At 41.5% G+C, this 25794-nt stretch carries 25 protein-coding genes, 1 tRNA gene and 3 pseudogenes; 17 read left to right on the top strand and 12 right to left on the bottom strand.

Translation table 11 applies throughout. The features are described from left to right. Positions 1-40 precede the first annotated feature (40 nt). The 4 genes and pseudogenes from QUD05_RS04590 to QUD05_RS04575 form a co-directional block, all read right to left on the bottom strand. A tRNA-Phe gene (locus QUD05_RS04590) sits at positions 41-113 on the bottom strand. Between the two features lie 74 nt (positions 114-187). Then, positions 188-1057 (bottom strand): metal ABC transporter permease, encoded by an 870-nt coding sequence (locus QUD05_RS04585; protein WP_289795051.1) that lies wholly within the window; start codon positions 1055-1057, stop codon positions 188-190. Positions 1058-1116: 59 nt separating this feature from the next. Then, positions 1117-1892, bottom strand: a pseudogene (locus tag QUD05_RS04580) (metal ABC transporter ATP-binding protein). Between the two features lie 257 nt (positions 1893-2149). Then, positions 2150-3082 (bottom strand): metal ABC transporter substrate-binding protein, encoded by a 933-nt coding sequence (locus tag QUD05_RS04575; protein WP_502911426.1) that lies wholly within the window; start codon positions 3080-3082, stop codon positions 2150-2152. 413 nt (positions 3083-3495) lie between these two features. Between QUD05_RS04575 and QUD05_RS04570 the strand changes: the two are divergent. Further along, positions 3496-5101: pseudogene (locus QUD05_RS04570) on the top strand (iron uptake porin). Positions 5102-5264: 163 nt separating this feature from the next. On the opposite strand, the gene QUD05_RS04565 reads toward QUD05_RS04570, so the two are convergent. Together QUD05_RS04565 and QUD05_RS04560 are read right to left on the bottom strand one after the other, a co-directional pair. Beyond that, positions 5265-5894, bottom strand: coding sequence for a TenA family protein (locus QUD05_RS04565; protein WP_289795049.1), 630 nt, complete (start codon positions 5892-5894; stop codon positions 5265-5267). A 19-nt stretch (positions 5895-5913) separates the two neighbouring features. Next, positions 5914-6684, bottom strand: a complete 771-nt coding sequence (locus tag QUD05_RS04560; RefSeq protein WP_289795048.1) for a pentapeptide repeat-containing protein — start codon at positions 6682-6684, stop codon at positions 5914-5916. Between the two features lie 529 nt (positions 6685-7213). Between QUD05_RS04560 and QUD05_RS04555 the strand changes: the two genes are divergently transcribed. Next, a complete protein-coding gene (locus QUD05_RS04555; protein WP_099103576.1) occupies positions 7214-7480 on the top strand; it encodes a toxin HicA in 267 nt (88 codons plus the stop codon). Continuing rightward, positions 7464-7676, top strand: coding sequence for a type II toxin-antitoxin system HicB family antitoxin (locus QUD05_RS04550; protein WP_289795047.1), 213 nt, complete (start codon positions 7464-7466; stop codon positions 7674-7676). Before QUD05_RS04555 ends, QUD05_RS04550 begins: the two co-directional genes overlap by 17 nt. A 196-nt stretch (positions 7677-7872) precedes the next feature. Here QUD05_RS04550 and QUD05_RS04545 read toward each other — a convergent pair whose 3' ends face one another. Beyond that, positions 7873-8934, bottom strand: coding sequence for an L-histidine N(alpha)-methyltransferase (locus QUD05_RS04545; RefSeq protein WP_289795046.1), 1062 nt, complete (start codon positions 8932-8934; stop codon positions 7873-7875). A 214-nt stretch (positions 8935-9148) separates the two neighbouring features. On the opposite strand from QUD05_RS04545, the gene QUD05_RS04540 reads away from it, so the two are divergent. The 4 genes from QUD05_RS04540 to QUD05_RS04525 all read left to right on the top strand — a co-directional run bounded on the left by QUD05_RS04540 (position 9149) and on the right by QUD05_RS04525 (position 13983). Beyond that, positions 9149-10927 (top strand): ABC transporter ATP-binding protein, encoded by a 1779-nt coding sequence (locus tag QUD05_RS04540; RefSeq protein ID WP_289795045.1) that lies wholly within the window; start codon positions 9149-9151, stop codon positions 10925-10927. A gap of 134 nt (positions 10928-11061) precedes the next feature. Then, positions 11062-12864, top strand: coding sequence for an ABC transporter ATP-binding protein (locus QUD05_RS04535; protein WP_289795044.1), 1803 nt, complete (start codon positions 11062-11064; stop codon positions 12862-12864). A 208-nt stretch (positions 12865-13072) separates the two neighbouring features. Further along, on the top strand, positions 13073-13327 hold the full coding sequence (locus tag QUD05_RS04530; protein WP_289795043.1) for a TIGR03643 family protein: 255 nt from the start codon (positions 13073-13075) through the stop codon (positions 13325-13327). Between the two features lie 110 nt (positions 13328-13437). Beyond that, positions 13438-13983, top strand: coding sequence for a dihydrofolate reductase family protein (locus QUD05_RS04525; RefSeq protein WP_289795042.1), 546 nt, complete (start codon positions 13438-13440; stop codon positions 13981-13983). 264 nt (positions 13984-14247) lie between these two features. On the opposite strand, the gene trxA is transcribed toward QUD05_RS04525, so the two are convergent. Both trxA and QUD05_RS04515 read right to left on the bottom strand, forming a co-directional pair. Continuing rightward, positions 14248-14586, bottom strand: a complete 339-nt coding sequence (gene trxA, locus QUD05_RS04520) for a thioredoxin (protein ID WP_289795041.1) — start codon at positions 14584-14586, stop codon at positions 14248-14250. Between the two features lie 231 nt (positions 14587-14817). Continuing rightward, positions 14818-15129, bottom strand: coding sequence for a hypothetical protein (locus QUD05_RS04515; RefSeq protein ID WP_322687094.1), 312 nt, complete (start codon positions 15127-15129; stop codon positions 14818-14820). A gap of 852 nt (positions 15130-15981) precedes the next feature. Here QUD05_RS04515 and QUD05_RS04510 point away from each other — a divergent pair. Further along, the gene (locus QUD05_RS04510) at positions 15982-16197 is read left to right on the top strand and encodes a hypothetical protein (RefSeq protein WP_289795039.1); all 216 of its coding nucleotides are present in this window, start codon (positions 15982-15984) and stop codon (positions 16195-16197) included. A gap of 158 nt (positions 16198-16355) precedes the next feature. Here the strand turns inward: QUD05_RS04510 and QUD05_RS04505 are convergent, their stop codons facing one another. The 3 genes and pseudogenes from QUD05_RS04505 to aroB form a co-directional block, all read right to left on the bottom strand. Continuing rightward, positions 16356-16676, bottom strand: a complete 321-nt coding sequence (locus tag QUD05_RS04505; protein ID WP_289795038.1) for a hypothetical protein — start codon at positions 16674-16676, stop codon at positions 16356-16358. Positions 16677-16994: 318 nt separating this feature from the next. Further along, positions 16995-17597, bottom strand: a pseudogene (locus QUD05_RS04500) (Uma2 family endonuclease). 87 nt (positions 17598-17684) lie between these two features. After that, on the bottom strand, positions 17685-18842 hold the full coding sequence (gene aroB / locus QUD05_RS04495; RefSeq protein WP_289795037.1) for a 3-dehydroquinate synthase: 1158 nt from the start codon (positions 18840-18842) through the stop codon (positions 17685-17687). A 144-nt stretch (positions 18843-18986) separates the two neighbouring features. Here aroB and petL point away from each other — a divergent pair, with 144 nt between their 5' ends. The 9 genes from petL to QUD05_RS04450 all read left to right on the top strand — a co-directional run bounded on the left by petL (position 18987) and on the right by QUD05_RS04450 (position 25692). Beyond that, positions 18987-19082, top strand: coding sequence for a cytochrome b6-f complex subunit PetL (petL, locus tag QUD05_RS04490; RefSeq protein WP_084227316.1), 96 nt, complete (start codon positions 18987-18989; stop codon positions 19080-19082). A gap of 228 nt (positions 19083-19310) precedes the next feature. After that, entirely contained in the window at positions 19311-19793 is a 483-nt protein-coding gene (locus tag QUD05_RS04485; protein WP_289795036.1) for an ATP synthase subunit I, read from the top strand. Between the two features lie 60 nt (positions 19794-19853). Then, positions 19854-20615 carry a F0F1 ATP synthase subunit A gene (gene atpB / locus QUD05_RS04480; RefSeq protein ID WP_289795035.1) on the top strand — a complete coding sequence of 254 codons (762 nt, stop codon included), beginning with the start codon at positions 19854-19856 and terminating at the stop codon, positions 20613-20615. Between the two features lie 149 nt (positions 20616-20764). After that, positions 20765-21010, top strand: a complete 246-nt coding sequence (gene atpE / locus QUD05_RS04475) for an ATP synthase F0 subunit C (RefSeq protein ID WP_012411162.1) — start codon at positions 20765-20767, stop codon at positions 21008-21010. 182 nt (positions 21011-21192) lie between these two features. After that, complete coding sequence (locus QUD05_RS04470) at positions 21193-21624, top strand: F0F1 ATP synthase subunit B' (protein ID WP_094351161.1); 432 nt, start codon at positions 21193-21195, stop codon at positions 21622-21624. A 189-nt stretch (positions 21625-21813) separates the two neighbouring features. Then, entirely contained in the window at positions 21814-22386 is a 573-nt protein-coding gene (locus QUD05_RS04465) for a F0F1 ATP synthase subunit B (protein WP_289795034.1), read from the top strand. Beyond that, positions 22383-22937 carry an ATP synthase F1 subunit delta gene (gene atpH, locus QUD05_RS04460; protein WP_289795033.1) on the top strand — a complete coding sequence of 185 codons (555 nt, stop codon included), beginning with the start codon at positions 22383-22385 and terminating at the stop codon, positions 22935-22937. The genes QUD05_RS04465 and atpH overlap by 4 nt, the downstream gene beginning before the upstream one ends. Before the next feature lie 190 nt (positions 22938-23127). Beyond that, positions 23128-24648 carry a F0F1 ATP synthase subunit alpha gene (gene atpA, locus QUD05_RS04455; protein ID WP_289795032.1) on the top strand — a complete coding sequence of 507 codons (1521 nt, stop codon included), beginning with the start codon at positions 23128-23130 and terminating at the stop codon, positions 24646-24648. Positions 24649-24744: 96 nt separating this feature from the next. After that, complete coding sequence (locus tag QUD05_RS04450; protein ID WP_289795031.1) at positions 24745-25692, top strand: F0F1 ATP synthase subunit gamma; 948 nt, start codon at positions 24745-24747, stop codon at positions 25690-25692. Positions 25693-25794 lie beyond the last annotated feature (102 nt).

The following is a 25794-nucleotide window of genomic DNA, read 5'->3' as shown; positions in this document are numbered from 1 at the left end:
AGAATTAGTCAGAATTGCTTACTGCTTATTACTTTTGAGATGCCAGGAACCGGACTTGAACCGGTGACACGAGGATTTTCAGTCCTCTGCTCTACCAACTGAGCTATCCCGGCTGGGGCTTTTGTGAGCCACGATTAATAAATGTAGCAAAGATAAAAGAATATAGCAAGTCTTTGGAGAAAAATAGTTATGCAGGTTTCAAACTCAACTTAAACCAGACGAAAACGGCTACAAATAGGAGAAACTGGACAAGAACAATACTTGGCCCAGAAGCAAGGTTGAAAATACCTGAGACAATGATGCCAGCAATGCTGCTGATGGAACCAACTATTACCGATATGACTAGAAAGCGGCTAAAGTGGTGACTCATCAGTTTGGCGGTAGAGGCGGGAATGACCAAAAAGGCGTTCACTAGGAGAACTCCGACGGCTTTAATCGCGACAGCAACGGCGAGTGAAAGCAAGACCACAAAAGCGTAGCGGTACAATTGGACGGGAACGCCTTGAACTTGAGCTACATCGGGGTTAAGGGTCAATAAAATTTGCTGTCGTAGAGTTGATAGTAAAAATATGCTACCTCCCACAAGGACTAGCAGCGTCAAAATCAAATCTGTGGTGTCGATCGCTAGAATATCTCCAAACAGTACAGCCATCAAATTGCCACGATATCCTTTAATTTGGCTCGTGAGAATTAAACCGATCGCTAATGCCCCAGATAAAACTATGCTAAGTACGCTATCGCTAGCTAAGTCGGTTTTGTCGATAAAGTAGAGGACAATAACTCCAAAAACTAAGGTAAAAGGTAACAACATCCAAGTAGGATTTATTTGTAGCAGCACACCTAATGCCACACCTACCAATGCTGCATGACCAACCGCATGGCTAAAAAATGACAACTGGCGCAAGGTGACAAAACTACCCAACATCCCGCCAAGTATTCCCATCAATGCAGCACCGACGATCGCACGCTGTATTGAGGCAAGTTGTAACAACTCTAGCAAGTCATTACTACTAGCGATCGCGAGCCAAGTTATCTGATAATCATTGAATAAATTCATACTTATGGACATTAACTAATTCTGGGAATTTAATTACGAATTACGAATTACGAATTATTTTAATGTTGGTGCTGGTAGCGACTGAAACCTGGGCCGTAGGTTGCTAAGAGGTTTTGCGGTGAAAGGGCAATTTCTGGCTTACCAGTACAGACAATGCTTTGGTTCAGGCAAAGCACGCGATCGCAATGCCGATTTACCATATCAATATCGTGAGAAACTTGTAATACTGTCCAACTTTCCTCTCGCTTTAATTCATTTAGCAAAGCGTAAAAATCTGCTGCACCTTGCACATCAACACCAGCAAAGGCTTCATCTAGTACTAAGAGTTTCCGAGGCATTACCAAACAATAAGCCAATAAAACCCGCTTGAGTTGACCGCCGCTAAGAGTACCAATAGCTTGATGTTGTAAATGATAAGCATCAGTTCGCCGTAAAGCTTCTGTTACTGCTGCCGATTTTTCCCGGTCTTGTTTCCACAGTTTGGAGAAAAATAAATTCTTTTTTTCCCTTCTTTAGTCCATCCCAGTCCGACTAATTCGCTGACAGAAATAGGAAAGCTGCGGTCAAAAATAAAGTTTTGCGGCATGTAGCCCAACATCTGGCGTAAATGCCCCAATCTGGAAATTGGACGACCCAAGATTTCAATCGTCCCAGCACTTCGAGGTATCAAATCTAAAACCGCTTTTACCAGGGTACTTTTACCAGCACCATTAGGGCCAACAATGGCTGTATCTGTTCCTGGCAATAATTCAAAGGAAACATCTCGAACAGCTAAATAGCTGCCTTGATAGACAGTTAATCCTTCTACTTTCAAAATAGGAATGTCATTAGTCATTAGTCACTTGTACTGAGCGTAGTCGAAGTATTAGTCACTTGTACTGAGCGTAGTCGAAGTATTGGTCACTTGTACTGAGCGTAGTCGAAGTATTAGTCACTTGTACTGAGCGTAGTCGAAGTATTAGTCACTTGTACTGAGCGTAGTCGAAGTATTGGTCACTTGTACTGAGCGTAGTCGTTGGCGTAGCCTCTCGTAGAGAAGTATTGGTCATTAGTCATTTGCCAATGACAAAGGACAACTGACAAATGACAAATCTATTTACAAGATGTTTCCAGAGTTTGCAAATTAGCTTTCATTGCCTTGAAATAATGCTGCGGATCTGTTTCGCCAGTTTCTAGAGAATCCAGAGTACGCAAATTTAATTTCAAGTCTTTAGAGAGGCTGTTCAGCAGTTTATTATCTACTCCTGGTTCGCTAAATAAAGCTTTAACTTTGTATTTTTTCACAGCGTTGACGGCATTTTGGACATCTGTTGGTGAAAGTTGATCTTCGGGAATTTGCACTACAGCAACTTGCTTGAGGTTATAGCGTTTAGCTAAATATGGAAATGCATCATGAAAGGTAATAAAGGTGCAAGTGGGATTTTTCTGCAAAGTCTGCTGAAATTCACTGTTTAAACTTTCTAATTCTTTAATATAAGCTGTAGCATTTGCTTCGTAAGTAGCTTTGTTCGCCGGATCGGCAGCAATTAATCCATCTCGAATATTTGTTACCTGCTGTTTTGCTAAAACTGGATCTAACCAAACGTGCGGATTACCCTGACTATGTTCGTGGTCTTTTTCATCTGGCGTCGTTTTGACAACAGGTGAAATTTCATTTAAGGGTTTAATACCAATACTTGCATCAATTTCAGCTAATTTGGAATTTTGGGCATTTTTGACAGTACCTTCTAGAAATTCCTCTAAGCCTAAACCATTTTTTACTAACACCTTAGCAGTAGCGATCGCTTTGACATTTCCTGGTGTCGCTTGGTATTCATGTACCTCCGTACCAGGTGGCACTAGAATTTCTACATCTGCCACATCCCCAGCTACTGCCTTAGTAAACAAATATATCGGCAAAAATGTCGCTACTACTTTAGTTTTTCCCGACTGCGCCTGTGGGGTAGAAGCAGCTTCCTGTGCTTGCGGCGACTGTTCGGAAGTTCTTCTCTGATTTGGATTTGATTGGCTACACCCAGTAGCCATCGACAATATTAGCAGAGCAATTATGGGCAAGATGCCGCTTCTTTGCCTACCTGTTCTAATTTCTCTGCAATTCACAATCACAATATTTCTCCTCCAAACGGATGCTTGCTCTACCTCTGTCATCATCGCTATTGACAATGGCAAGTATTCTAAATTTTATACTATAATAATTCTCATTCTCATTTTAAGTACATAATATCATTCTGGGTTTGCTGTGTAATGAGTAACAACAAAACTTTTTCAGACGGTACAGCCCTCTGCAATTTAGTTTTCCCTGAATAATTAGGATTTCTTGACTTTTTTTGTTAAAAAGTTTCCTTACTTCTGATAAGATTGCTGACAAATATTCTCATAAAATGCCCGTTAAAAAAACGTGGTTTGGGTGTGAATTGGAGATTAGTGTGAGGAGAGAAATGCAAAAATTCTGGAAATATCTGCTAGTTAGTCCAGCAGTCTGCGGTGTCATGCTATTTGTTAATACTGCTACATTTGCAGGCTGAAACATTGGGTAATTCTGAAATAAATCAACCGCAAGTTTTAGCTAATCCAGACACAAAAGATCAGAAAATGGGACAAGTTACCTCCGTGTCCCAATTTTCTGATGTACAACCCACCGACTGGGCATTCCAAGCATTACAATCTTTAGTTGAGCGCTATGGCTGTATTGCCGGATACCCAAATAGCACTTATCGGGGTAATCGGGCATTAACGCGATATGAGTTTGCTGCTGGTTTGAATGCTTGTCTCGATCGCGTTAACGAACTTATTGCTACAGCTACAGGCGATTTAGTTAACAAACAAGATTTAGCGACATTACAAAAGTTGCAAGAAGACTTTTCCGCAGAACTGGCGACACTCCGAGGTCGTGTGGATGCAGTAGAAGCGAAAACTGCTGAATTGGAGGCGAATCAGTTCTCAACTACAACTAAATTGCAAGGACAAGTTGTCGCAGTTGTCAGCGATGTGTTGTCAGGAAATACAGTCAACGGTGCAGAAATTACAGACGAGAATACAACTTTAGGGGTACGGGCACGGATAGAATTAGTAACTAGCTTCACAGGGCAAGATACGCTGTTCACCAGAATTCAAGCTAATAATATTCTCAGCCCTAACATTGGTACACCAGAAGGTAACTTATTTTTTGCTGGCGAGGATGGTACTACTAATGCTGCCATAGATGCCTTGTATTACAAATTCCCTTTGGGCGAAAAAACAGAGGTTATCGCGATCGCTAATGGAGGTGCAGCAGACGACGTTACCAGCACTGTCAATCTCTTTGATGGTGATGGTGCTTTTGGTGCTTTGTCCACCTTTGGTACACGTAACCCAATTTATAGCCAAATAGGCGGCGCGGGGTTAGGAGTAACATACGAGTTCAGCGAAAAATTGGCATTAAGTCTAGGGTATTTGAGTGGTACAGCTAATAACCCTACACCCAATAATGGTTTGTTCAATGGTTCTTATGGTGCGTTAGCACAGTTGACAGTTAAACCAAGCGATCGCATTTCTATCGGTTTAACTTACATTAATTCCTACAACCAACCACTACTCACAGGTAGCAATGCCGCCACTTTCCAGGATATAGCAGCTATCCAGGGTTTACCAGAAGATCAAGTAGGATTTTCTAGTAATTCTTACGGCGTCCAAGCATCCATTGGCATCACTGATAATATCGTCTTGGGTGGTTGGGCTGGATACACCAACAGCCAAAGCTTGAGAGGAACCCGTGGAGACGTTGATATTTGGAACTATGCTGTCACCCTTGGCTTCCCTGACCTCGGTAAAAAAGGTAACTTAGCAGGTATCATCGCTGGTATGGAGCCTAAATTAACAAGTTCTGACATCGCAGGGTTGGATAGCGATCCTGATACATCCTATCATCTTGAGGCTTTCTACCAGTATAAGCTGAGTGACAATATCACCATTACTCCTGGAGTCATCTGGTTAACATCTCCAGATCATAACGACACTAATGATGATGTTGTTATTGGTGCATTGAGAACTACATTCAGTTTCTAATTTTTTTAAATCTTAAAAGAAGACGCAAATTTATCCTTTGCGTCTTTTGTTTTGTGTATAGGTTTAAAAACAGAACTCAATATTTTTACTGGGCTTGATATCTTCAAGCAACGTGAGTTCGATAGATAGAAAAGGTCAAAAAGGTTGCTAGATATCAATTTGCTCAACTGAACATCCACGCAGCCTGAAAAAAGTCGCGTTCACAAAACATCGCATAACGATAAGTTGAATGCACAACAGGGTTGGTAGCGGCATAATTGTCAACTAAATTTTCTAATTGTTGTGTTAGTGGTTGAAAATCTGTGCTGCTATAAGTACGAATCCAGTCTGCATATTGATGATCGGGAATACCTTTACAAGCCAATTTGTCTCCTAAAAAGGCATACAAACGCATACAGGGAGACATCGCCGCCGCAGTTAAACCCACATCTTTGCTCCAAGCAGTTGCTAATAAAAAATCAGTATAGCGGCGGGTGGCAGATGCAGGTTCTACAGCATACAAATTGACTCCCCACTCAGAAGCATAGCCACTATGCAGCCGTAGTTCTTCTAAAACTCCACTAGCTAAATTATGAAATGTGGTGAAACCTAACCAGTCTGGTGCTTTAGCTGCGGCGATACTGTAGGCACGGGCAAAAGCTTCTAAGAAAAAAGCATCTTGCCCTACGTAGTAAGCAAATTTAGCTCGCTCAAGAGTACCATCGCCAATACCTCGAACGAAAGGATGCTCTAGGCAAGCTTGGGCTAAGTCTTGATTTGCAGCCCATAATTCGTTAGATAAGTCATTTGTCATTTGTCATTTGTTATCTCCTTTAAAAAGGGAAGAACTGGAGCAAGACTGAGCCAATACTTCCCAAAAAGTCAACGAAGTTGGGTTTACCAGTACTTATCTTCTCATTGACGGGTGTTTGTAGTTCTGTTATAAAAGTTTGGGCTGTTAGGGTTCCAGTGCTGTTATTTTGGGATGTAAACAATTTTTGTGCAACTTGAGCATCTTGAAATGCACCTTGTCTATCTAGTATTTGGTAACGAGCGACACCACGAGCGAGATAGGCATCCGCATATTCTGGTTTAATTGCGATCGCTTGATTAAAATAACTGATTGCTTGCTGTTGGTTGCCTTTTTGCCCTTCTGCTACACCCAAAGCATAAAATTCTGCTGGTGAAGCAATTTGTGATGGTATCGCAACTGCACCTTGAAAGTTAGTCCCATTTAAGTAAGCGCCAGTTAGTTCTGCATTTGCTAAATAAGTATTTCTCAAATCAGCACCCGTCAAATTTGCCCCATTAAATTTAGCTTCGCTCAGGTTAACGCCAAATAAACTCGCGCCACTTAAGTTTGCACCCCGCAAATCTGCACCACTTAAGTTTGCACGGCTGAGGTTAGCACCTGTAAGATTAGCACCACTTAAATTAGCTCCAGATAAATCAGCCATTACTAAACCTGCACTCGTCAAATCACAGTTTTGACATTGTTTGGTTGCCAATAACTGTTTAATATGTTCAGAATTTGCTGCTTGTACGGTTGTTGTCAAACTAATTGTGGTTAAAAATGCGGCTATACCTAGAATTTGGTTTTTCATATTCGTGTAATATTTCTTACTCAACGCCAATTTACCTAAGACGGATTTATACCTCAGCATTATGATATGAGCAATCTCAACAATTTGCCCTCTGTAGTTGCCTATATAACTTATAAATTGGCGATACCTTTCCTGTGGAAGGCTACGCTAAAGGATTGTAGAAAAGTAGCGAAGCTANNNATTGAGCCAATATTAAGATTGATATCCCCGGAATTAAGGATCAGTGCGAATTATTCGTCAAGANNNGTGATACACTCCATGATAAATGAAACTAATGTTAAAAAATTATACTTATTGCAAAATATTGATTCAAAGAAAGCATCTGGAACATCCAAATAATTAGTATTTTTTAAAATCAAGTAAATTACTAAAGCAGTATCCAAGCCTACAATTTTCCCTGATAACTGGACTAGCCATTGTCATCAGTCAGGGATGCTCTCACTCAAGAGTAAAATGGTAAATTTGCTTTTGGATACCCTGATTTTAAATAAATATGAGACTATAGAAACATTAAGACAGTCAGAAAAACGTGAGTCAGCAAGACAAACTCTTAGACAAAATTCTCTCTGGGACTTCTGATACAGATATCCCTTTCGCCCAACTGTGGCAACTTTTATATACACTAGGCTTTGAAGAACGGATTCGTGGCGATCACCGTATTTTTGTCAAAGCCGATGTTGAGGAGATATTGAACCTACAACATAAAAGAGGAAAAGCCAAAAGCTATCAAATTAAACAAGTTAGGGCAGTGATTCTCAAGTATAAGCTAGGAAGTAAAAATGATGTTTCGGTATGAAATCATTCTCTACTGGAGTGAATTAGATCAAGCCTTTATTGCTGAAGTCCCAGAGTTATCAGGCTGTGCTGCTGATGGTGATACTTATCAAGAAGCTTTGCATAATGTAGAATTGGTTGTGCAGGAATGGATAGAAACTGCTAAAGATTTGGGGCGTCCAGTTCCTGAGCCTAGACCGCGTTTGATGTATATTTAACTGAGATACAAGCTAATTAAAACTATTTTTTTCGCCTTATCATAAATATATTTTATCTGCTCTAGATACAAATCAACAATATTTTTGCTATGGCGCTTATTGTACCCTTGGGTGTAGATAATTTTTCTGATCAAGACACTATAAATCGCGTCTCTACATCACGGTTTTGGGTTTTCGAGACTTATCTTAACTGTATTTAATTAGTGGCAATCTTACAAATCACCATAATATGTGAATTGTATTTATTAGTAGTATAGTGAATAAGTTGTAGTCCAGAACGTTCTAGTTCTTGCAATAGTTTAGGTATTTCATACTTGTGATGTCGCCAAATAGTAATCTCTTCACCTTTAGAGATTTCAATATTTTTATCTATACCCATCCGACTAAAGTTTATAGTGTAATCATGACGTAGTTTCAGATTAGCAACAATACTATCTGTTTTTAAATCGTACTTTCTCACCAGTTCACAATCTTCAGATTTAATCCCAATTTTATTTTTAACCCATCCATATACTTCTTCTACATGATACTTGCAGCCACCTCTAACTATTCCATCCCATGTTGAGTTAGAACCAGTTTCGTTAGTAAATACTAAAAGATCATTTTTTCCCATGCTATCTCTGAAGTTTTTGAACACTTCATCTCTATTTTGATGATTTCCAATGGTAACTCCTAAGTGTAAAAATATTTTTGCTGTGTCGTCAATTTCAAGGTTAGCTTGATTTTGGAATAAAATTTTAGGTACACAACTACTTTCTATGTCAATTGTAGAACTGATAAATTCGACTAGTGGGAACCATTTCTTAAAATTACTTTTGGAGACATGAAGCAATTCTTCACTAATATCTAAAGCAATATATTTATTAACCTTTCCTAATTTGTTTAACCTGCCGATAAACTTTTTAACTGGATAGGAATTACCTGCGCCAACATCTATAATATTTACTCTTTCACCAGTTTTTATATTACCATTCAGGTATTTAAAATTATCTTTTAAAAGGTCAATTTCTACATTTGCTCTTCCATACCATCTAGGAATAGCATGTTTCAGATAAAAATCGTTCCAGATTTTTGCACCTCTTCCTTTATAAGAATACTTGAGAGGGATTTCTCTTCTAACTTCTAATGCATGAATTATCCCTAAAACTTCTTCTTCAGAAAAAAGAGAGTAGAATTCATAACTTGGCTTTGCTGTGCGACTGATAGCAGATGAAATATCTAAGGGAAGTTGGGAATTGCGATGAAAATTTTGAGCCATGATTCTTGTTCTTTGGTTTTCTTCGGTCTTGAAATTGATTAGCCGCAATGCTTGCTAGAAATGTATTCTCCCATGCCACTGTCCCAAAACCTGGAATCTTGATCACAAAGAAGAGGGCTGTTTTCCATATTACATTCCCCACTCTCAAAGAATAAATTGGTTTTTTACAATCAAAATACGAGATAATTTTCCAATGATACAGGGGTGAATTGCAGTGGTTCAGCAACCAGAACTCCAGGAAACTTCGTCGATCAAGGCAACCCAGCGTGTGCTTAAGAGTTTAAGCACTTACCGGTGGACTTCACTGGGAGCGTTAGTCAGCCTGTTGCTGTTGACGATCGCAAATGCTGTAACCCCACAATTATTTCGGTGGGGAATTGATCAAGGGATCACGCAAAAAAACCTCCAAATTGTGCTATATAGTGCCGCCTGGATGGTCGTTGCCGCGATCGCTCGTGGTGTATTTAACTTTGGACAAAGCTATTTAGCAGAAGCAGCGTCTCAAGGTGTTGCTTATGACCTGCGAAACAAGATTTTCAGCAAAATTCAAAATCTCAGTTTCAGCTTTCACGATCAGGCGCAGACTTCCCAACTACTAACCCGTGTCACCAGCGATATTGAACAAATTCGTACCTTTGTTGGCACTAGCTTAATTCAAGTCGTCGGCTCAATTGTGACATTGGTGAGTATTTCGGTAGTTTTGCTGCTGATGAACTGGCGATTAGCACTAATTACTCTCACAGTAGTACCCATAGCCGCATGGTTAATGGCGCGATTCATCAACCGAAATGACAAACTTTTTCGGCAAGTACAAGAGCAACTGAGTAACTTGAATGCTGTATTGCAAGAGAACTTGCTAGGAATCCGGGTAGTGAAAGCTTTTGTGCGGGAGTCAACCGAAAGGTCGCGTTATACAACTCTGAATGATGGCCTAGTTAAGGCAAACATGAAGACCATTAGCGCCATCCGTGATACCTTCCCGCTGATCTTTTTGCTGAGTAATTTGGTAACATTGGCAGTTTTCGCCTATGGGGGAGCGCAGGTGATTGGAAATCGGTTCTCCATAGGCGAACTGGTGGCGTTTAACTCCTACCTAGCATTGATTCTCCAACCGATTTTGTTAATTGGATTTGCCGCACCCGCGATCGCTCAAGCAGCTGCTTCCGCCGAACGAGTCTATGAAGTTGTGGATGCAGAGGTAGAAATTCGCGATCGCCCTGGTGCTGTCCCCTTTGACACCTGCGGTGGTAGAATTACCTTTGAAAATGTTTGCTTTCGCTATCCCGGAGCGACAACCGAAACTCTCAAAGAAGTCTCCTTTGAAACCAAGCCTAACGAGCTAATCGCCGTTTTAGGAATGACCGGTTCGGGAAAAAGCACAATTATGAACCTGATTCCCCGCTTTTACGATGTCACCAAGGGAGCAGTTCGCATTGATGGACGAGATATAAAAAGTTTCACACTCAAAAGCCTCAGATCGCATATTGGTATTGTCTTTCAGGAAACCACCCTATTCTCTGGCACAATCCGCGAAAATATTGCCTACGCTAAACCTGATGCCACCTTAGAGCAAGTGATTGAAGTTGCAAAAACTGCCCAAATGCACGATTTTATTAGCGGTCTAGCCGATGGCTACGAGACGATTGTGGGTGAACGGGGCGTGGGCTTATCTGGTGGACAAAAACAAAGAATTGCGATCGCTCGTACCTTACTAACCGATTACAGCATTCTGATTTTGGACGATAGTACCTCAGCTGTAGATGCCAAAACCGCTGCTCAAATTCAAGCCGAACTAGATGGCTTAATGCGCCAAAAAGCTTGTACAACCTTTGTAGTAGCTCAACGTATTAGCACCGTTAAAAATGCCGATCGCATTTTTCTCATGGATAAAGGACACTTGGTAGCACAAGGCACTCACGAGGAATTGATGCAAAGCAGTCCACTCTACGGTGTGATTTTGGAATCTCAGGTAAAGCCGAAGGAGAAAACATGATCTCCAATTAGCATAATTAATTTTGCTTACAGCCTTGTAATAAAGACTTTTAATCTAAAATCGTTCGACTGAGCGACTTGCCTTGAGCGGAGCCGAAAGGAGCCGAAGTCCAAAATCTAAAATCCAAAATTTTTATGAGAGGCACTATTCCCGTTGTTGCATCCGAGGAAAACGCGAGTCAGCAACTTTCCACCCTGCGGCGCTTTTTGCAATATGTGCTACTTTATCGCAAAGAAATTCCCCTCGCCCTGACATTAGTATTAATTGGTGCCATAACTCAGGCAGTTGGGCCATTCTTTCTCGGCTGGTCGATCGATCGTCTGATTGCACAAGGGGATTTACAAGGACTGCTGGTATTGTTAGGGCTACTAGGGCTGAACTATGGACTTGGTGTCTTAGCAATTCGGGGTCAAATTATTCGAGTTGGCTGGATTATGCAGCGATTGCTGGCTCAATTGAGGCAAGATATTTTCATTAAAATCCAAAGTCTGCCACTCAGCTTTTTCGATCGCAGCGAAGCAGGCGATTTAATGAGCCGATTACTGAATGATGTCAACACCGTAAATCAAGCATTTGGACTAACGATCGCCCAAATGCTGGGCAACACTTTCAGTTTAATTGGCATTGTAATTGCCATGCTCTCTATCAACCTGCAACTTGGTTTGTTGAGCAATCTAGTTGTGCCACTGATGATTTTTACCACAAGCTTATTTGCACGTTGGGCAAGAGTCAGATTTCGCGTCACCCGACAAACCATTGGGGAACTCTCTGCCAAGTTAGAAGAAGATATTGGCAGCGTGCGAGAAGCGCAAGCATTTAATCGCGTACAGATGAATATCAAAGAATTCGATATTCTGAACGCCGCCAATAGAGATGCCAACGTTGAAGCTGTGGCAATTACTTCCGCCTTTTTGCCCTCTATCGATTTTCTCAACACATTAGCAACGGCAGGTGTGCTAGCCTATGGCGGTTATCTAGCGGTAACAGGGGCTGCAACAGTAGGTGTAGTAACATCTTTTTTACTTTACGTCCAGCAATTCTTCCGCCCGATCCAAATTCTCAGCCAGTTTTATACTCAAGCTCAATCTGCCTTCGCCGGATTAGAGCGAATATTTCTATTATTAGATGAACCGTCACAACTCAAAGATGCACCCGATGCCACAGAAATGCCGCCTATTCAAGGTGAGGTGACATTCGAGAATGTCAAATTTGGCTACAACCCAGATCAACTGGTTCTCAAAGGCGTGAATTTACACGCCTATCCAGGACAGATGGTTGCATTAGTGGGGCCAACCGGTTCAGGAAAAAGTACAATTATTAACTTAATTTTGCGTTTCTATGATGTATCAAGCGGTGCAGTGAAAATTGATAATCTTGATGTGCGTAGCGTGACTCAAGCAAGTCTGCGCCGTCAAATTGGCATCGTCCTGCAAGACAATATTTTGTTCACTGGTACTGTTGCCGAAAATATAGCTTTTGGCGCTCCTTACGCCACTCAAGCTGATATCGAAGCGGCTGCACAACTGGCAAATGTGCATGAGTTCATTACCTCACTACCACAGGGTTATACAACTCAATTAGGCGAACGGGGAGCGCCTCTGAGCCAAGGACAGCGACAACTAATCAGTATTGCTCGTGCGGTATTAATTAATCCCCAAATTCTGATTCTCGATGAAGCCACCAGCAGCATCGATACCCGCACAGAAGCGCTAGTACAAAGTGCGATCGCTCGTTTGCTCCAAGGTCGTACTAGTTTCGTAATTGCCCACCGCCTCAGTACAGTTACTCAGGCAGATCAGGTATTAGTAATTCAGCAAGGACAAATTGTAGAACAAGGTACTCACACTGAACTCGTTAATCAGCAGGGTGTTTATGCCAACCTCTATGCTCTGCAATTAGGTGCAGCAGACACAATGGTTCTTCAAAACGAAAAGTAAAATATATTTGAAGAAGGAGTCAGAATTCAGAATTCAGAATCAATTAGTGGTGTGTTTGCATCCCCCACTAAATTTAAGATTTAGGGGATTTATTAAACCCACTTATCACTCGCTAATAATATAGAATTTATTCTGTTAGCGGTAGCGGGGCGTTCACCCATTCTGACTCCTGACTCCTGAATTCTTTTTTTATTTCCCAGGAAAAAAAATGAAGCTCCCTAATCTAGATTCGGAAACCATCGATCGCATCATTGAAATGGCATGGGAAGATAGAACACCTTTTGATGCTATCGAGGCTCAGTTTGGGCTACTGGAGAAACAGGTAATCGCCCTAATGAGGCGCGAAATGAAAGAATCTAGTTTTAAGATGTGGCGAGAGCGAGTCACCAAACGCAATACAAAGCATTTATCTCAGCGAGAATTTATTGCAGGTCGCTTTAAATCGCATAATCAAAAAACGTAAAATTGGGTAAGCTATTGCTCTTTTGTGATATGAACCACCAAGGGCTAAAATGCTGTAGAAAGGCGTTCGCTTGCACTCATTGAGTGAAAACTACCAAATTCAGAAGCACAATGACGAAAGTTACACTCTACATTGCAGCTAGTTTGGATGGCTACATTGCTCGCAGCGATGGCGGAATTGATTGGCTATCCCCCCTTGATACAGAAGGAGAAGATTACGGTTACACTGATTTTTACGAATTGATTGATGCGATCGTCTTAGGTAGCAATACGTATGAAGTAGGGCTGGGTTTTGATCAATGGCCTTATCCAGAAAAAAAATCCTTCGTATTCACCCAGCGTCATCTCCAATCCGAGCGTGAGGATGTTGTGTTTGTTTCTGAACCAGTAAAACAAGCGTTAGCCAATATAGAGGCTCAAGGTTTTAAAAATATTTGGCTAGTTGGTGGCGGAAAATTAATCAATTCGTTTCTTCAGCACAGCTTGATTGACGAATATATCATTTCAACTATTCCAACTATCTTAGGTGGCGGTATACATCTTTTTCCACCACCTACCCCTGAAGAAAAATTGGAACTAATTAACTCAAAACCATATCCTAGTGGTTTACTCCAAGCACATTATAGGAGAAAAATAAATCCTGAAAATAATTCGTAATTCTTAATGATGCTATCTACGAATTACGTTAGCGCAGCGTTAGTGACGCAGGAGCGTCATTACGAATTATCTAGCCTACATTCCGCACCCTCAACTGTCACAATCGGTTTTTACTGTTTTTTAGAAGAATACAGAGCTAGTTTATATACTTAAAAACCTTGTTTATGCGTAGAGTAAAAGTTTTATCGGCATAATTTATAGCTTCAAACTTAGAAAAATTAAGTGATTATGGTGTGTGACACCTTAGGGTGCGGAATGTGGGATCTAGAGAAGCTTCTGAACAGCATTGCTAAAGTCTTCGTAAGGAGAAACTCCCACAATGGTTTCTGCTAAAATACCATCTTTGAAAATTAAAACTGCTGGAATACTGCGAAGACCGAATTTTTTGAAAATGGGCTTATTGCTGTCAACGTCTACCTTAACGACTTTAGCACGACCTTTGTATTCTTCAGCAAGTTGATCCATTAACGGGCTGACTAAGCGGCAAGGTCCACACCAAGTAGCAGTAAAATCAACAACAACAACTTTCTCTTCACTTCCATTTAAAACAACATCAAACTCACTTTCTTCGACGTAAGTAACTATGTCAGTATCAGTAGACATTTTTTAATTCCTTAGTGTCAAACTAAAATTTCAGCAAAAAGCTAACTATACAAACTATACTCCCTTCTGAGTGTCAAATTCATTAGTTACCTACATTCATTGGGAAACTCCCACAGATGATTTTTGCTTACTAAAGTATATTTAATAACTTAAATTTTTGTACGTAGGGTGCGATCGCACCCTACCAACCAACCTAATCCAAAAACCCATACCTTATAAGGCATAGAAGCGTCAATAGTCATCCGGCTGGCCAAATAATTCTAACAACCCAATTGTGCCGACAAAAAAAGTATAAGTAGCATATTTTATTGGCATCTTTTGTCTTGAATGTGCATAAAAAGCTGCTATAATGCTCTCAACAAAATGGCTCATCATCGCAAAACGCTCAATCCAAAAAATTAGATTCAGGCTACTTGGTACATTAATATTAGTTATTACTGCATAAATATTCCACGATTCCAATCCAATTGCGCTTGTTATAAGCACTGTAGATATAATTTTTACAAAGGTATAAATCTTTTTCTTGATAAATTTTAAGTCCATACTGTTCACAACAATAATATTTAACATATCTACAAAACTTGGAAAATTAACAGACAAGTTAATGTGTCTTGTCTAAAAATTTGCCCTAAGTCAACCAATCTTATCTCATGATTTCCATTTTTGTAAAAGCCTATATTTACTACATCATAGTCCCCTCCTCGCAGGGCTACGGTGTATACACAAGTCCTAAAATCATTGCCTGGTAAGATACAAGCTTTGGTAGGCAAGGTTTTGAGTTAAGCGAACTGATTATCAATAGTGTCAGCTTATTGATAGAGTTCTAACGGAAAATCAAGGATTTAAAAAATAATTTTCCGTTGTTTTTCGTTGATTTGATTGCCAACTCGACTTGTGTATACACGGTAGCCTCGCAGGTAGGGGGTTGGGGGTGGGGTTCTTGTACCTCACTCAACTGATACCATTTCTTTGTGAGGCTGCGCCAAATTTTCTTTCTTCTTTGTGTCCAACTCTACGAGACGCTGCGCGTAGCTTGCTTCTCCGAAGAGTGTGCGCCCTTTGCGGTTCGTTCCTCATATAGTTTGGCGCATCTTCATACAGAATTGGTATGAGAACCGCTATATAAAAATATAGATATGTTACAAAGTTAAATTAGCAGAGCTAGCTATATTTGTACGTTTGTAGTACAAGCGCACATCCAGGTGCATTTAAGATGAGATGTTTTTTAACTTAGAAGTATCTGAAGTCAATATTCCCAAAATTTTGAGAAGAGAACAGGCTAAAACTATGAAAAATCAAGATGAAATCGCCAGATATTTCAAAAATGACAAAAATGTGGAATAATACATAAGTGGAAAATTTGATTGCATTCCATATATTAATAAATGTAAAGCTATGATTGCTCAACATTACAACTCAATTCATGTTGAAAATAACTTGCTTAAACAAATCAAAATTAAAGAAAGTCAGCTAAAAATTGCACAAGAGTCTGAGATGCTTCATGTAGCAGAAGAATTACAGAGTCAATTATTAAAGCTACAGTCTCAATTATCAGAGCCGCAAGAGCAAGACGTTGAAATTCAAGCGTTGATGAGTTTGCTAGACGAATAAGATTGTAAAATTTTGTTGCAAAATTTATTGAAAATACAATACTTCTCTTGACTATAAGGAAATCATAGTGATTGTGATCCTTGGCAATATAGCTTATGTGCTACAGCTTAAGAATTAACAGGACAAGCAAAAGCCAATAGAAGAGTGATGATTCTTACTTAGATAAAACGTTGGGGTTTGTGCTGAGTATGTGGTTTTTTGCTTTGCGGTACTGAATCAATCATAAGAATAGGTTTAATTGGGCGCTGTTGCCTTTGATTAAGAATTTGAATTTCTCTCTCAATTGAATCTTTTCCTTGTCTAAAAAATTCTTGAGAATTATATGGAACCAAGTCACGGGAAAAATGTTGAGCTTGTCTTGGAGTCAAACTAGGAACTGCTTGTTCAGCATTGGCAGAAGTCTGTACAGCCAGTAAAAAAGCTGTTGAAAGCACCAAAGGTTTTATTTTTATATATCCGGTGAATATTAGGTTTAACATAGTTCATACATCTGTTGCGTGAATACAGCTTCCAACCATATTAGTGTTGGTCTTATTATAAATAAAGTATACTTATTTCCTTACTAATTACCTCCTACAAATGGATGAATTAATCAGCTAAACTATTAGTACAGTAGAGCTTACATACAGCTACTATCTAAATTAACCAGATAAGTTGCTCAAGCAACTCATTAAAGTTAGACAAACCTTCCACTACTTTAAATTTCGATAGATGTTTAAAGCAAGACAATTGTGCTATTGAGTAGCTAATGGTATTTTCGCCTTTTGAAACACCTGCTCAACAGTAAATTGCAGTCCTTAAAACAAAGAATCTGTGAGTAGTTCTTCTCCCATATAAGTTTGTGGTGCTGCATCTGGATAAAAAACAGTAATGCTTCTGGCTTTACTATCTAATACCCATACCCGCAGCACCTCAGCATCCAAATAGTCTTTGGCTTTAGCCGCCATTTGTCCAAAGGTTTGTCCTGGTGAGAGAGTCGCAGTCTTGGCGGTTTCCACCGATTGCGATAGCGTAGCGTTAGCGAGTCTTCGAGCGTCACTCTCGAACCCGAAAAGTGAAATAATCTCAATCACCAAATCAGGAGGAATAGAACATATTCCTTCTTGCTCCCAATCAAGGGGTAAACGTTCATTAGAAATGTATAAAATATCAGGTATTGCCATCCAATCTCGTCCTCGACGAGTTAATGCGATAGCTAATTCTGGGCAAACTTCTCCTTTCCCCTCACAGCATTACTCAATTAAATTGAGAATGGCGCGGGTAAGTTTAGAGTGAAATTTTTTTGGTGACATTTTAGGAATTGCTTGACCATCAACAAGTTCGTAGGTGATATCTCCCTCGCCTGGTGGAAGATTCAAGAACTCTTGCAAGGTTAATTGATTTTTGGCTTGGAGTATCATAGCTCATTAATTCGTAATTGAAGGACAGAGCAACTAACTTTTATTCTGACTCCTGAATTCTGACTCCTGAATTCTTATTCAAATTATTTACATTCCTCGCAATACTTGCCGAATAATATCTGATGGCACTTCATCGGTAATTGTTACTACACCAATCTCTGTTGGTAAAACAAACCGAACTTTCCCCTCTTTGACTTTCTTATCTAACTGCAACGCCTCAATAATTGCTTCAATATCTAACCCATCTGGTAACTGAGTCGGTAAACCCGCTTTTTGAATTAAAGCATTTTGACGTTCTGTGTCTTCCTTTTGCCACAATCCTAAATCCACAGCAATTTGACTAGCTGCTACCATACCAATAGCCACCGCTTCACCATGATTTACTAGACGATAACCAGTCAGACTTTCCACTGTATGACCGATGGTGTGTCCATAGTTGAGAATTGCCCGTAATCCGCCTTCTTTCTCATCTTTGCTAACAACATCAGCTTTAGCTTGACAAGAGCGCGTTAATATGGTGGTTATTAGGTCAGGTTTGACATAGCGGAGTTGGTCGAGGCGTTTACTTGCTTCTAACTGGGCAAACAATTCGGCATCCCAAATCACACCGTACTTAATAACTTCTGCCATCCCTGCTCGAAACTCACGCATAGGCAGAGTTTTTAACACATCTGGGTCAATCAAAACCAAACGCGGTTGATGGAATGCCCCAATTAAGTTTTTACCGTGGGGATGATTCACACCAGTTTTGCCACCAATTGCCGAATCTACCATCGCCAACAAAGAGGTAGGCACTTGGACAACATTAATACCACGTAGCCAAGTTGCAGCTGCAAAGCCAGTCATATCCCCAATTACACCTCCGCCCAAAGCCACCATCGTAGAAGAACGTTCTAGGCGGTTTTCCAAGGCTACATCGTAGAGTTTTTGGATAGAATTGAGGGTTTTGTAGCGTTCACCAGGTGGTAGAGTGCAGCTAGCAACTTCAAATCCAGCAGATTTTAGGGATGTAATTGCTCTTTCGCCAAAATGCTTAAAAATTGTCGGATTAGAAACCAGCAGTACCTTCTTGCCTAGCTTGAGACTAGCCATTCGTTGACCCAGTTGATCTAAACTCGAAGGTGCGTTAGCGTAGCTCGACGTTCGCGTAGCGTCTCGTTCGCGCAGCGTCTCCGGCAGGAGAAGAGAAGTTATCGCAATCTCATAAGACTGCTCTGGTAGATTCACATTAATTACAGAAGTCATTGCCCAACCCCAAACAAGCGCTCGTGGGCTGTATTGTATCGCAATCTAGGAGTGGGAAGATGAGAGGACAAGGGGAATCAGCAATGCCCACTGCTCAACAACTAATGATTCAATAGATTTAGGAAGTATTCTGGAGAGCAATAAATGTTTGCAATTGTATCTTATGTCGTCTTCTTGGGTTTATTCTTTGGCTTATCTGTAGGTTTGCTGTTCGGTCTGCGGACTGCCAAGATAATTTAATCGAGAGGTATATTCAACCCCAGACTCTTGTGGGGTAGGCATCTTGCCTGCCCTCAGTTTATCAATATCCTATAAAATCCTTACTTTTTCACCAAGTTCACTTGAGCGGACTTAGTAAAATCGCTGTAGGCTTTAGTCTGTCGGCACTTACTCTCTGATGTTGACAAGAAGTTAATTGTTTTTTCCTAAAGTATTGTTACCGCATCGTGATATGATTCAGCTGACTGAATGTGCAGTCANTCATATTTAACTGTACTGGTTTCAAGTCCCGTGAGCTTGTCTGACGAATCAATTGCGCCCACTCCGACAACGCAACAAGATGCTAAAACCGGTTCTGAAGACACAGAATCGGGTAACTCCATGCAAGAGTTCTATCAACTCTTCCAGCGATTGTTGGTAATCACGCTTGTCTTGACGGGGGTTATTTTTATCTCTGTGTGGATTTTTTATTCCTTAAACATTGCCCTAAATTATTTAATTGGGGCGTGTACAGGTGTGGTTTACTTAAAAATGTTGGCTAGAGATGTTGAGCGACTCGGTAGTGAGAAAACCAGTTTGAGCAAAACTCGTTTTGCTCTATTTATGGGAGTCATGATCGTAGCAACTCAATGGCGTGAGCTACAGATTCTACCCATTTTTTTGGGATTTCTAACTTACAAAGCCACGCTCCTCGTCTATATGGTGCAAATTGCGTTCATTCCTGATTCTTAAAAAGTCAGGCTCACAAAGATAGTAATCCCATCCTCGCTCGTTGGGGAAAATGCTTGAAGAATGCAAATGCTTAGTGTCTTAAACGCCTTTAATTCTTTTCCCCTCGCCGAATTAGAAGTAGGACATCATTTCTACTGGCAGTTGGGCAATCTTAAAATTCATGGGCAAGTTTTTCTCACCTCATGGTTTGTGATTAGTATTCTAGTAGTGGCTTCAATAGCTGCTACTCGAAATGCACAAAGAATTCCCAAGGGCATCCAAAATTTGATGGAATACGCCCTAGAATTTATTCGTGATTTGGCCAAAAACCAACTCGGTGAGAAAGAGTACCGCCCTTGGGTGCCATTTATTGGCACATTGTTCTTGTTTATTTTCGTATCGAACTGGTCAGGCGCACTAATTCCCTGGAAGCTCATCAAGCTACCTTCGGGCGAATTAGGAGCTCCCACCAATGACATCAATACGACTGTTGCATTGGCATTGCTGACTTCCTTGGCGTACTTTTACGCAGGTTTTAGCAAACGGGGTTTAGGCTACTTTAAGAAATATATAGAGCCAACACCCGTTTTGTTGCCGATCGCAATTCTAGAAGATTTCACCAAACCCCTCTCCCTAAGCTTCCGGCTATTTGGTAATATTTTGGCGGATGAATTGGTAGTAGCGGTGTTGGTGCTGCTAGTTCCTCTATTTGTACCTCTGCCTGTAATGGCCTTGGGTTTATTTACCAGTGCCATTCAAGCCCTGGTTTTCGCCACCCTAGCCGGAGCATACATTCATGAGGCAATGGAGGGACATGGCGGAGATGAACATGAGGAGCATTAAACTTCTCAGCTTGATAGCACAGTTCCCAGAGCATATTCGCTCAAAACATCGCAAAGCGCGATCAAAGAACTCATGTGCAGCGTGAAAACCACGTTTCTAATCGTTAACGTACTTTTGTTAGTTTTGTAATCAAAGCAAGGAAAATCAACATGGATCCATTAGTTCAGGCTGCTTCAGTTCTCGCTGCGGCTTTAGCGATTGGTTTAGCTGCAATTGGCCCTGGTATTGGTCAAGGAAACGCTGCTGGACAAGCAGTAGAAGGTATTGCTCGTCAACCTGAAGCAGAAGGAAAAATTCGCGGTACTCTGCTATTAACCTTGGCATTCATGGAATCCTTGACTATCTATGGTCTAGTAATTGCCTTGGTATTGCTGTTTGCTAACCCCTTCGGTTAATACCTGAAAGTTTTTGTGAGTGTGGAGACGTGAACCATCACGCCTCTACAATCGGAACTTTTTGGATATCTTAATAGTTCTAATGTTCAGTTGACCCTTATTGGCTATGGGTCTCTAAAATATGAAAGGTTGGATGATGTTGCTAGCCACGAAAACTGCTACTCCAGCCAAAGAGGAGACAAATGTTTGATTTCGATGCTACCTTGCCCTTCATGGCATTGCAATTCCTGCTACTAGCAGCTTTGTTGAATGCAATTTTCTATAAGCCACTGACCAAGGTACTAGACGATCGCGATAATTATATCCGAACGAATACCCTGGAAGCGCGGGAGAGCTTGGCTAAAGCCGAGCGCTTGGCTACTGAGTATGAACAGCAACTCGCAGACGCTCGCAGACAATCGCAAGCAACTGTAGAAGCAGCTCAACTCGAAGCTAAGAAAATTACTGCTGAGAAAATCGCTGAGGCCCAAAAGGAAGCTCAGACTCAACGGGAACAAGCTGCTGTTGAAATAGAACAACAAAAGCAGGAAGCTTTTCGCACCTTAGAGCAACAAGTTGATGCTTTAAGCAGGCAGATTCTAGAAAAACTATTAGGACCAACTCCAGTTAGATAAACTAACTAGACTGGTTCTGTGAAAGCATACGCGCTAACTGGCCCCTAGTCCAGAGCGCAAAATTTAAGTGTCAAAAAAAGGCACTTTTTCCCTTCTGGGGAAAGATACTTAATTTCCTTACGGGGAAAAGATACTTAAATTTCCTTCAGGGAAAATACAACGTATTAGCAGCGAGCAGCGCACTTGTAAATGGGTATCATGGGGACATTCTTATTACTTGCCGCAGAAGCGAACGCTGTTCACTCTGAATTGGCAGAAGGCGCAGCAGAAGGTGGTTTCGGTCTAAACCTAGACATTTTTGAAACCAATCTGATTAATCTAGCGATTCTGATTGGCATACTATTCTACTTCGGACGTAAAGTTTTAAGCAATATCCTGAACGAGCGACAATCCAATATTGCCACCGCAATTCAGGAAGCAGAAGGGCGCTTAAAAGAGGCAAAGACTGCCCTTTCAAAAGCGCAAGAGCAATTGAAGCAATCTCAGGCAGAGGCAGAACGCATCCGTCAATCTGCCACAGAAAACGCTCAAAAGACCAAAGAAGCCTTGTTAGCGAAGGCAGTGCAAGACGTAGAACGCTTGAAACAAACAGCAGCAGCAGATTTAAACACTGAAACCGATCGAGCGATCGCTCAACTGCGGCAACGGGTAGCTACACTAGCATTGCAGAAAGTCGAATCGCAACTCAAAAGCGGGATTGCCGACGATGCTCAACAAAGTTTAATTGACCGCAGCATCGCACAACTGGGAGGCAACGTATGACAAGTCAGGTAGCGTCAGCCGAAGTAGCCCAACCCTACGCACAGGCACTTTTGTCAATAGCGCAATCGAAAAACTTGACTGAAGAGTTCGGGGAAGATGCGCGTACTTTCCTGGGACTGCTCAGGGCAGACAAACAGCTACACAACTTCTTCAGCAACCCGTTTATTCAGTCTGAGAACAAAAAAGCTCTCATCAAACAAATACTCGGTGAAGGCGCTAATCCCTACTTACGCAATTTTTTGCTGATATTGGTAGATAAACGGCGCATTGCATTCTTGGAAGATATTTTTCAACAATATCTGGCGCTGTTGCGGCAGCTGAATCAAACCGTATTAGCGGAAGTAATTTCAGCCGTTCCCCTCACAGAAGCTCAACAGCAGGCAATCATCCAAAAGGTCATCGCCATCTCCAATGCTCGCCAGGTAGAACTAGAAACCAGGGTAGACAGCGAGTTAATTGGTGGTGTGATCATTAAAGTAGGTTCACAGGTAATTGACGCTAGTATCCGGGGTCAGTTGCGCCGCCTTTCATTGCGCTTAACCAGTGGTTAGAAAGTTAGGAGTTAGGAGTTAGGAGTTAGAAGTTAGAAGTTAGAAGTTAGGAGTTAAGTAAATAGTAATTTATTTTGACTTTTAACTTGTCATTTTTGCATTTTTAACTCATCACTCTTAACTCATCACTCCTAACTGTTAACTCCTAACTCTTGAATTTTTCCGTCTCGAAAGCAAAAAAGATAGACACATGAGCATATCAATTAGACCTGACGAAATTAGCAGCATTATCCAACAACAAATCGAGCAATACGATCAAGAGGTCAAAGTTGCTAACGTTGGTACTGTTCTCCAAGTTGGTGACGGTATTGCCCGGATTTATGGTCTGGAAAAGGCTATGTCTGGGGAACTTTTGGAATTTGAAGATGGCACAATTGGCATCGCCCAAAACTTAGAAGAAGATAACGTGGGCGCGGTGCTGATGGGTGAAGGGCTAGAAATTCAAGAAGGTAGTTCTGTAACTGCTACTGGTAGAATTGCCCAGATCCCAGTAGGAGAAGCCTTAATTGGCCGAGTTGTAGACGCCTTGGGTCGCCCCATCGATGGGAAGGGAGACATCAAATCCTCCGAAAGCCGTTTGATTGAATCTCCAGCACCCGGTATCATTGCTCCTCGGTCTGTACACGAACCCATGCAAACGGGTATCACAGCTATTGACTCAATGATTCCCATCGGTCGTGGTCAACGGGAATTGATTATTGGCGATCGCCAAACCGGTAAAACTGCGATCGCGATCGACACCATCATCAACCAAAAGGAAGAAGATGTAATTTGTGTCTACGTAGCGATCGGTCAAAAGGCTTCCACAGTTGCTAACGTGGTACAAACATTGCAAGAAAAAGGCGCAATGGATTACACCATCGTCGTCGCCGCTAGTGCCAGTGAACCTGCAACCCTACAATACCTAGCTCCTTACACAGGTGCGACTATTGCTGAGTACTTCATGTACAAAGGCAAAGCTACCCTGGTAATTTATGATGACCTTTCCAAGCAAGCCCAAGCTTATCGCCAAATGTCCCTACTGCTGCGTCGCCCACCCGGACGCGAAGCTTACCCTGGTGATGTATTCTACATCCACTCCCGCTTGTTAGAAAGAGCAGCAAAACTGAGTGACGAATTAGGTAAAGGCAGTATGACCGCCCTACCAATTATCGAAACCCAAGCTGGTGACGTTTCAGCATATATCCCCACCAACGTAATTTCTATTACCGATGGTCAGATATTCCTGTCTTCTGACTTGTTTAACGCTGGTATCCGTCCCGCTGTAAACCCCGGTATTTCAGTATCCCGTGTGGGTTCTGCCGCTCAAACCAAGGCAATGAAAAAAGTTGTGAGTAAGATTAAATTGGAACTAGCCCAATTTGACGACCTACAAGCCTTCGCTCAATTTGCTTCCGACTTAGATAAAGCCACTCAAGACCAGTTGGCACGGGGTCAACGGTTGCGCGAACTCCTCAAGCAGCCACAAAATTCCCCACTCTCGGTATACGAGCAAGTAGCAATTTTGTACGCTGGTATTAATGGTTACTTAGATGATGTACCTGTAACTCAAGTAACCACCTTCACTGCTGGTCTACGTGAGTACTTAAAGACTGGCAAGACCCAGTATGCTCAAGGAGTACAAGCATCGAAAGCACTAGGTGATGCCGAAGAAGCTGCTTTGAAGGAAGCGCTGACCGAATACAAGAAGACCTTCAAAGCTACAGCGTAATTAAAGTGAGGAGTGAAGAGTTAAGAGTTAAAAGTTAATGAAATACTCCTAGCTCTTAACTCCTAACTCCTAACTCCTAACTCCTAACTCAAGAATATGGCCAATTTAAAAGCAATACGCGATCGCATTCAGTCGGTCAAAAACACCAAAAAAATCACAGAAGCCATGCGTCTCGTAGCTGCGGCTAGAGTGCGCCGGGCGCAAGAACAAGTCCTAGCAACTCGCCCCTTTGCTGATCGCTTGGCACAAGTATTGTATGGTTTGCAAAGCCGTTTGCGGTTTGAAGAAGCAAACCTACCACTACTGAAAAAACGCCAAGTTAAGTCAGTCGGGTTGTTGGTTATTTCAGGCGATCGCGGTCTATGCGGCGGCTACAATAATAACGTTATCCGTCGTGCAGAAAACCGCGCCAAAGAAATCCAGGCAGAAGGTTTAGACTATCAATTTGTGATTGTCGGGCGTAAAGCTACACAGTACTTTCAACGCCGCAATCAGCCAATTGATGCCACCTACAGCGGCTTAGAACAAATCCCCACCGCAGCGGAAGCCAATCAGATTGCTGACCAACTACTTTCCTTGTTCCTTTCGGAAGAAGTTGACCGCATCGAATTGATCTATACCAGATTCCTTTCCTTGGTTAGCTCCCGTCCTGTGATCCAAACCTTACTGCCCCTCGATCCCCAAGGTCTAGAAGCAGGCGATGATGAAATCTTCCGCTTGACAACCCGTGGTGGTAAATTTGAAGTCGAACGCGAGAAAGTGACTAAGGAAGTCCGCCCATTGGCTCCTGACATGATTTTCGAGCAAGATCCCGTGCAAATTCTCGATTCTTTATTGCCCCTGTATCTGAGTAATCAGCTATTGCGGGCGCTACAAGAATCGGCAGCTAGTGAACTAGCAGCGCGGATGACAGCCATGAGTAATGCCAGTGAAAATGCTGGTGAACTAATTAATACCCTCACCCTGTCTTACAACAAAGCTCGACAAGCTGCAATTACTCAAGAACTCCTTGAAGTTGTGGGCGGTGCTGAAGCACTAACTTAGGGTATAGCTAATTATTTATTTGTAGTGCGTTGTAATATATAGCCAATTGCTAATTATCTTAAGATTAGCAATTGGCTATTTTAGTATTGGGGACTTTTAATT

The sequence above is a fragment of the Nostoc sp. GT001 genome, from assembly GCF_030382115.1.
Taxonomy (GTDB): Bacteria; Cyanobacteriota; Cyanobacteriia; order Cyanobacteriales; family Nostocaceae; genus Nostoc.
Note: the sequence above shows the minus strand (reverse complement) of the source record. Positions and strands in the feature narration are given on the sequence as shown.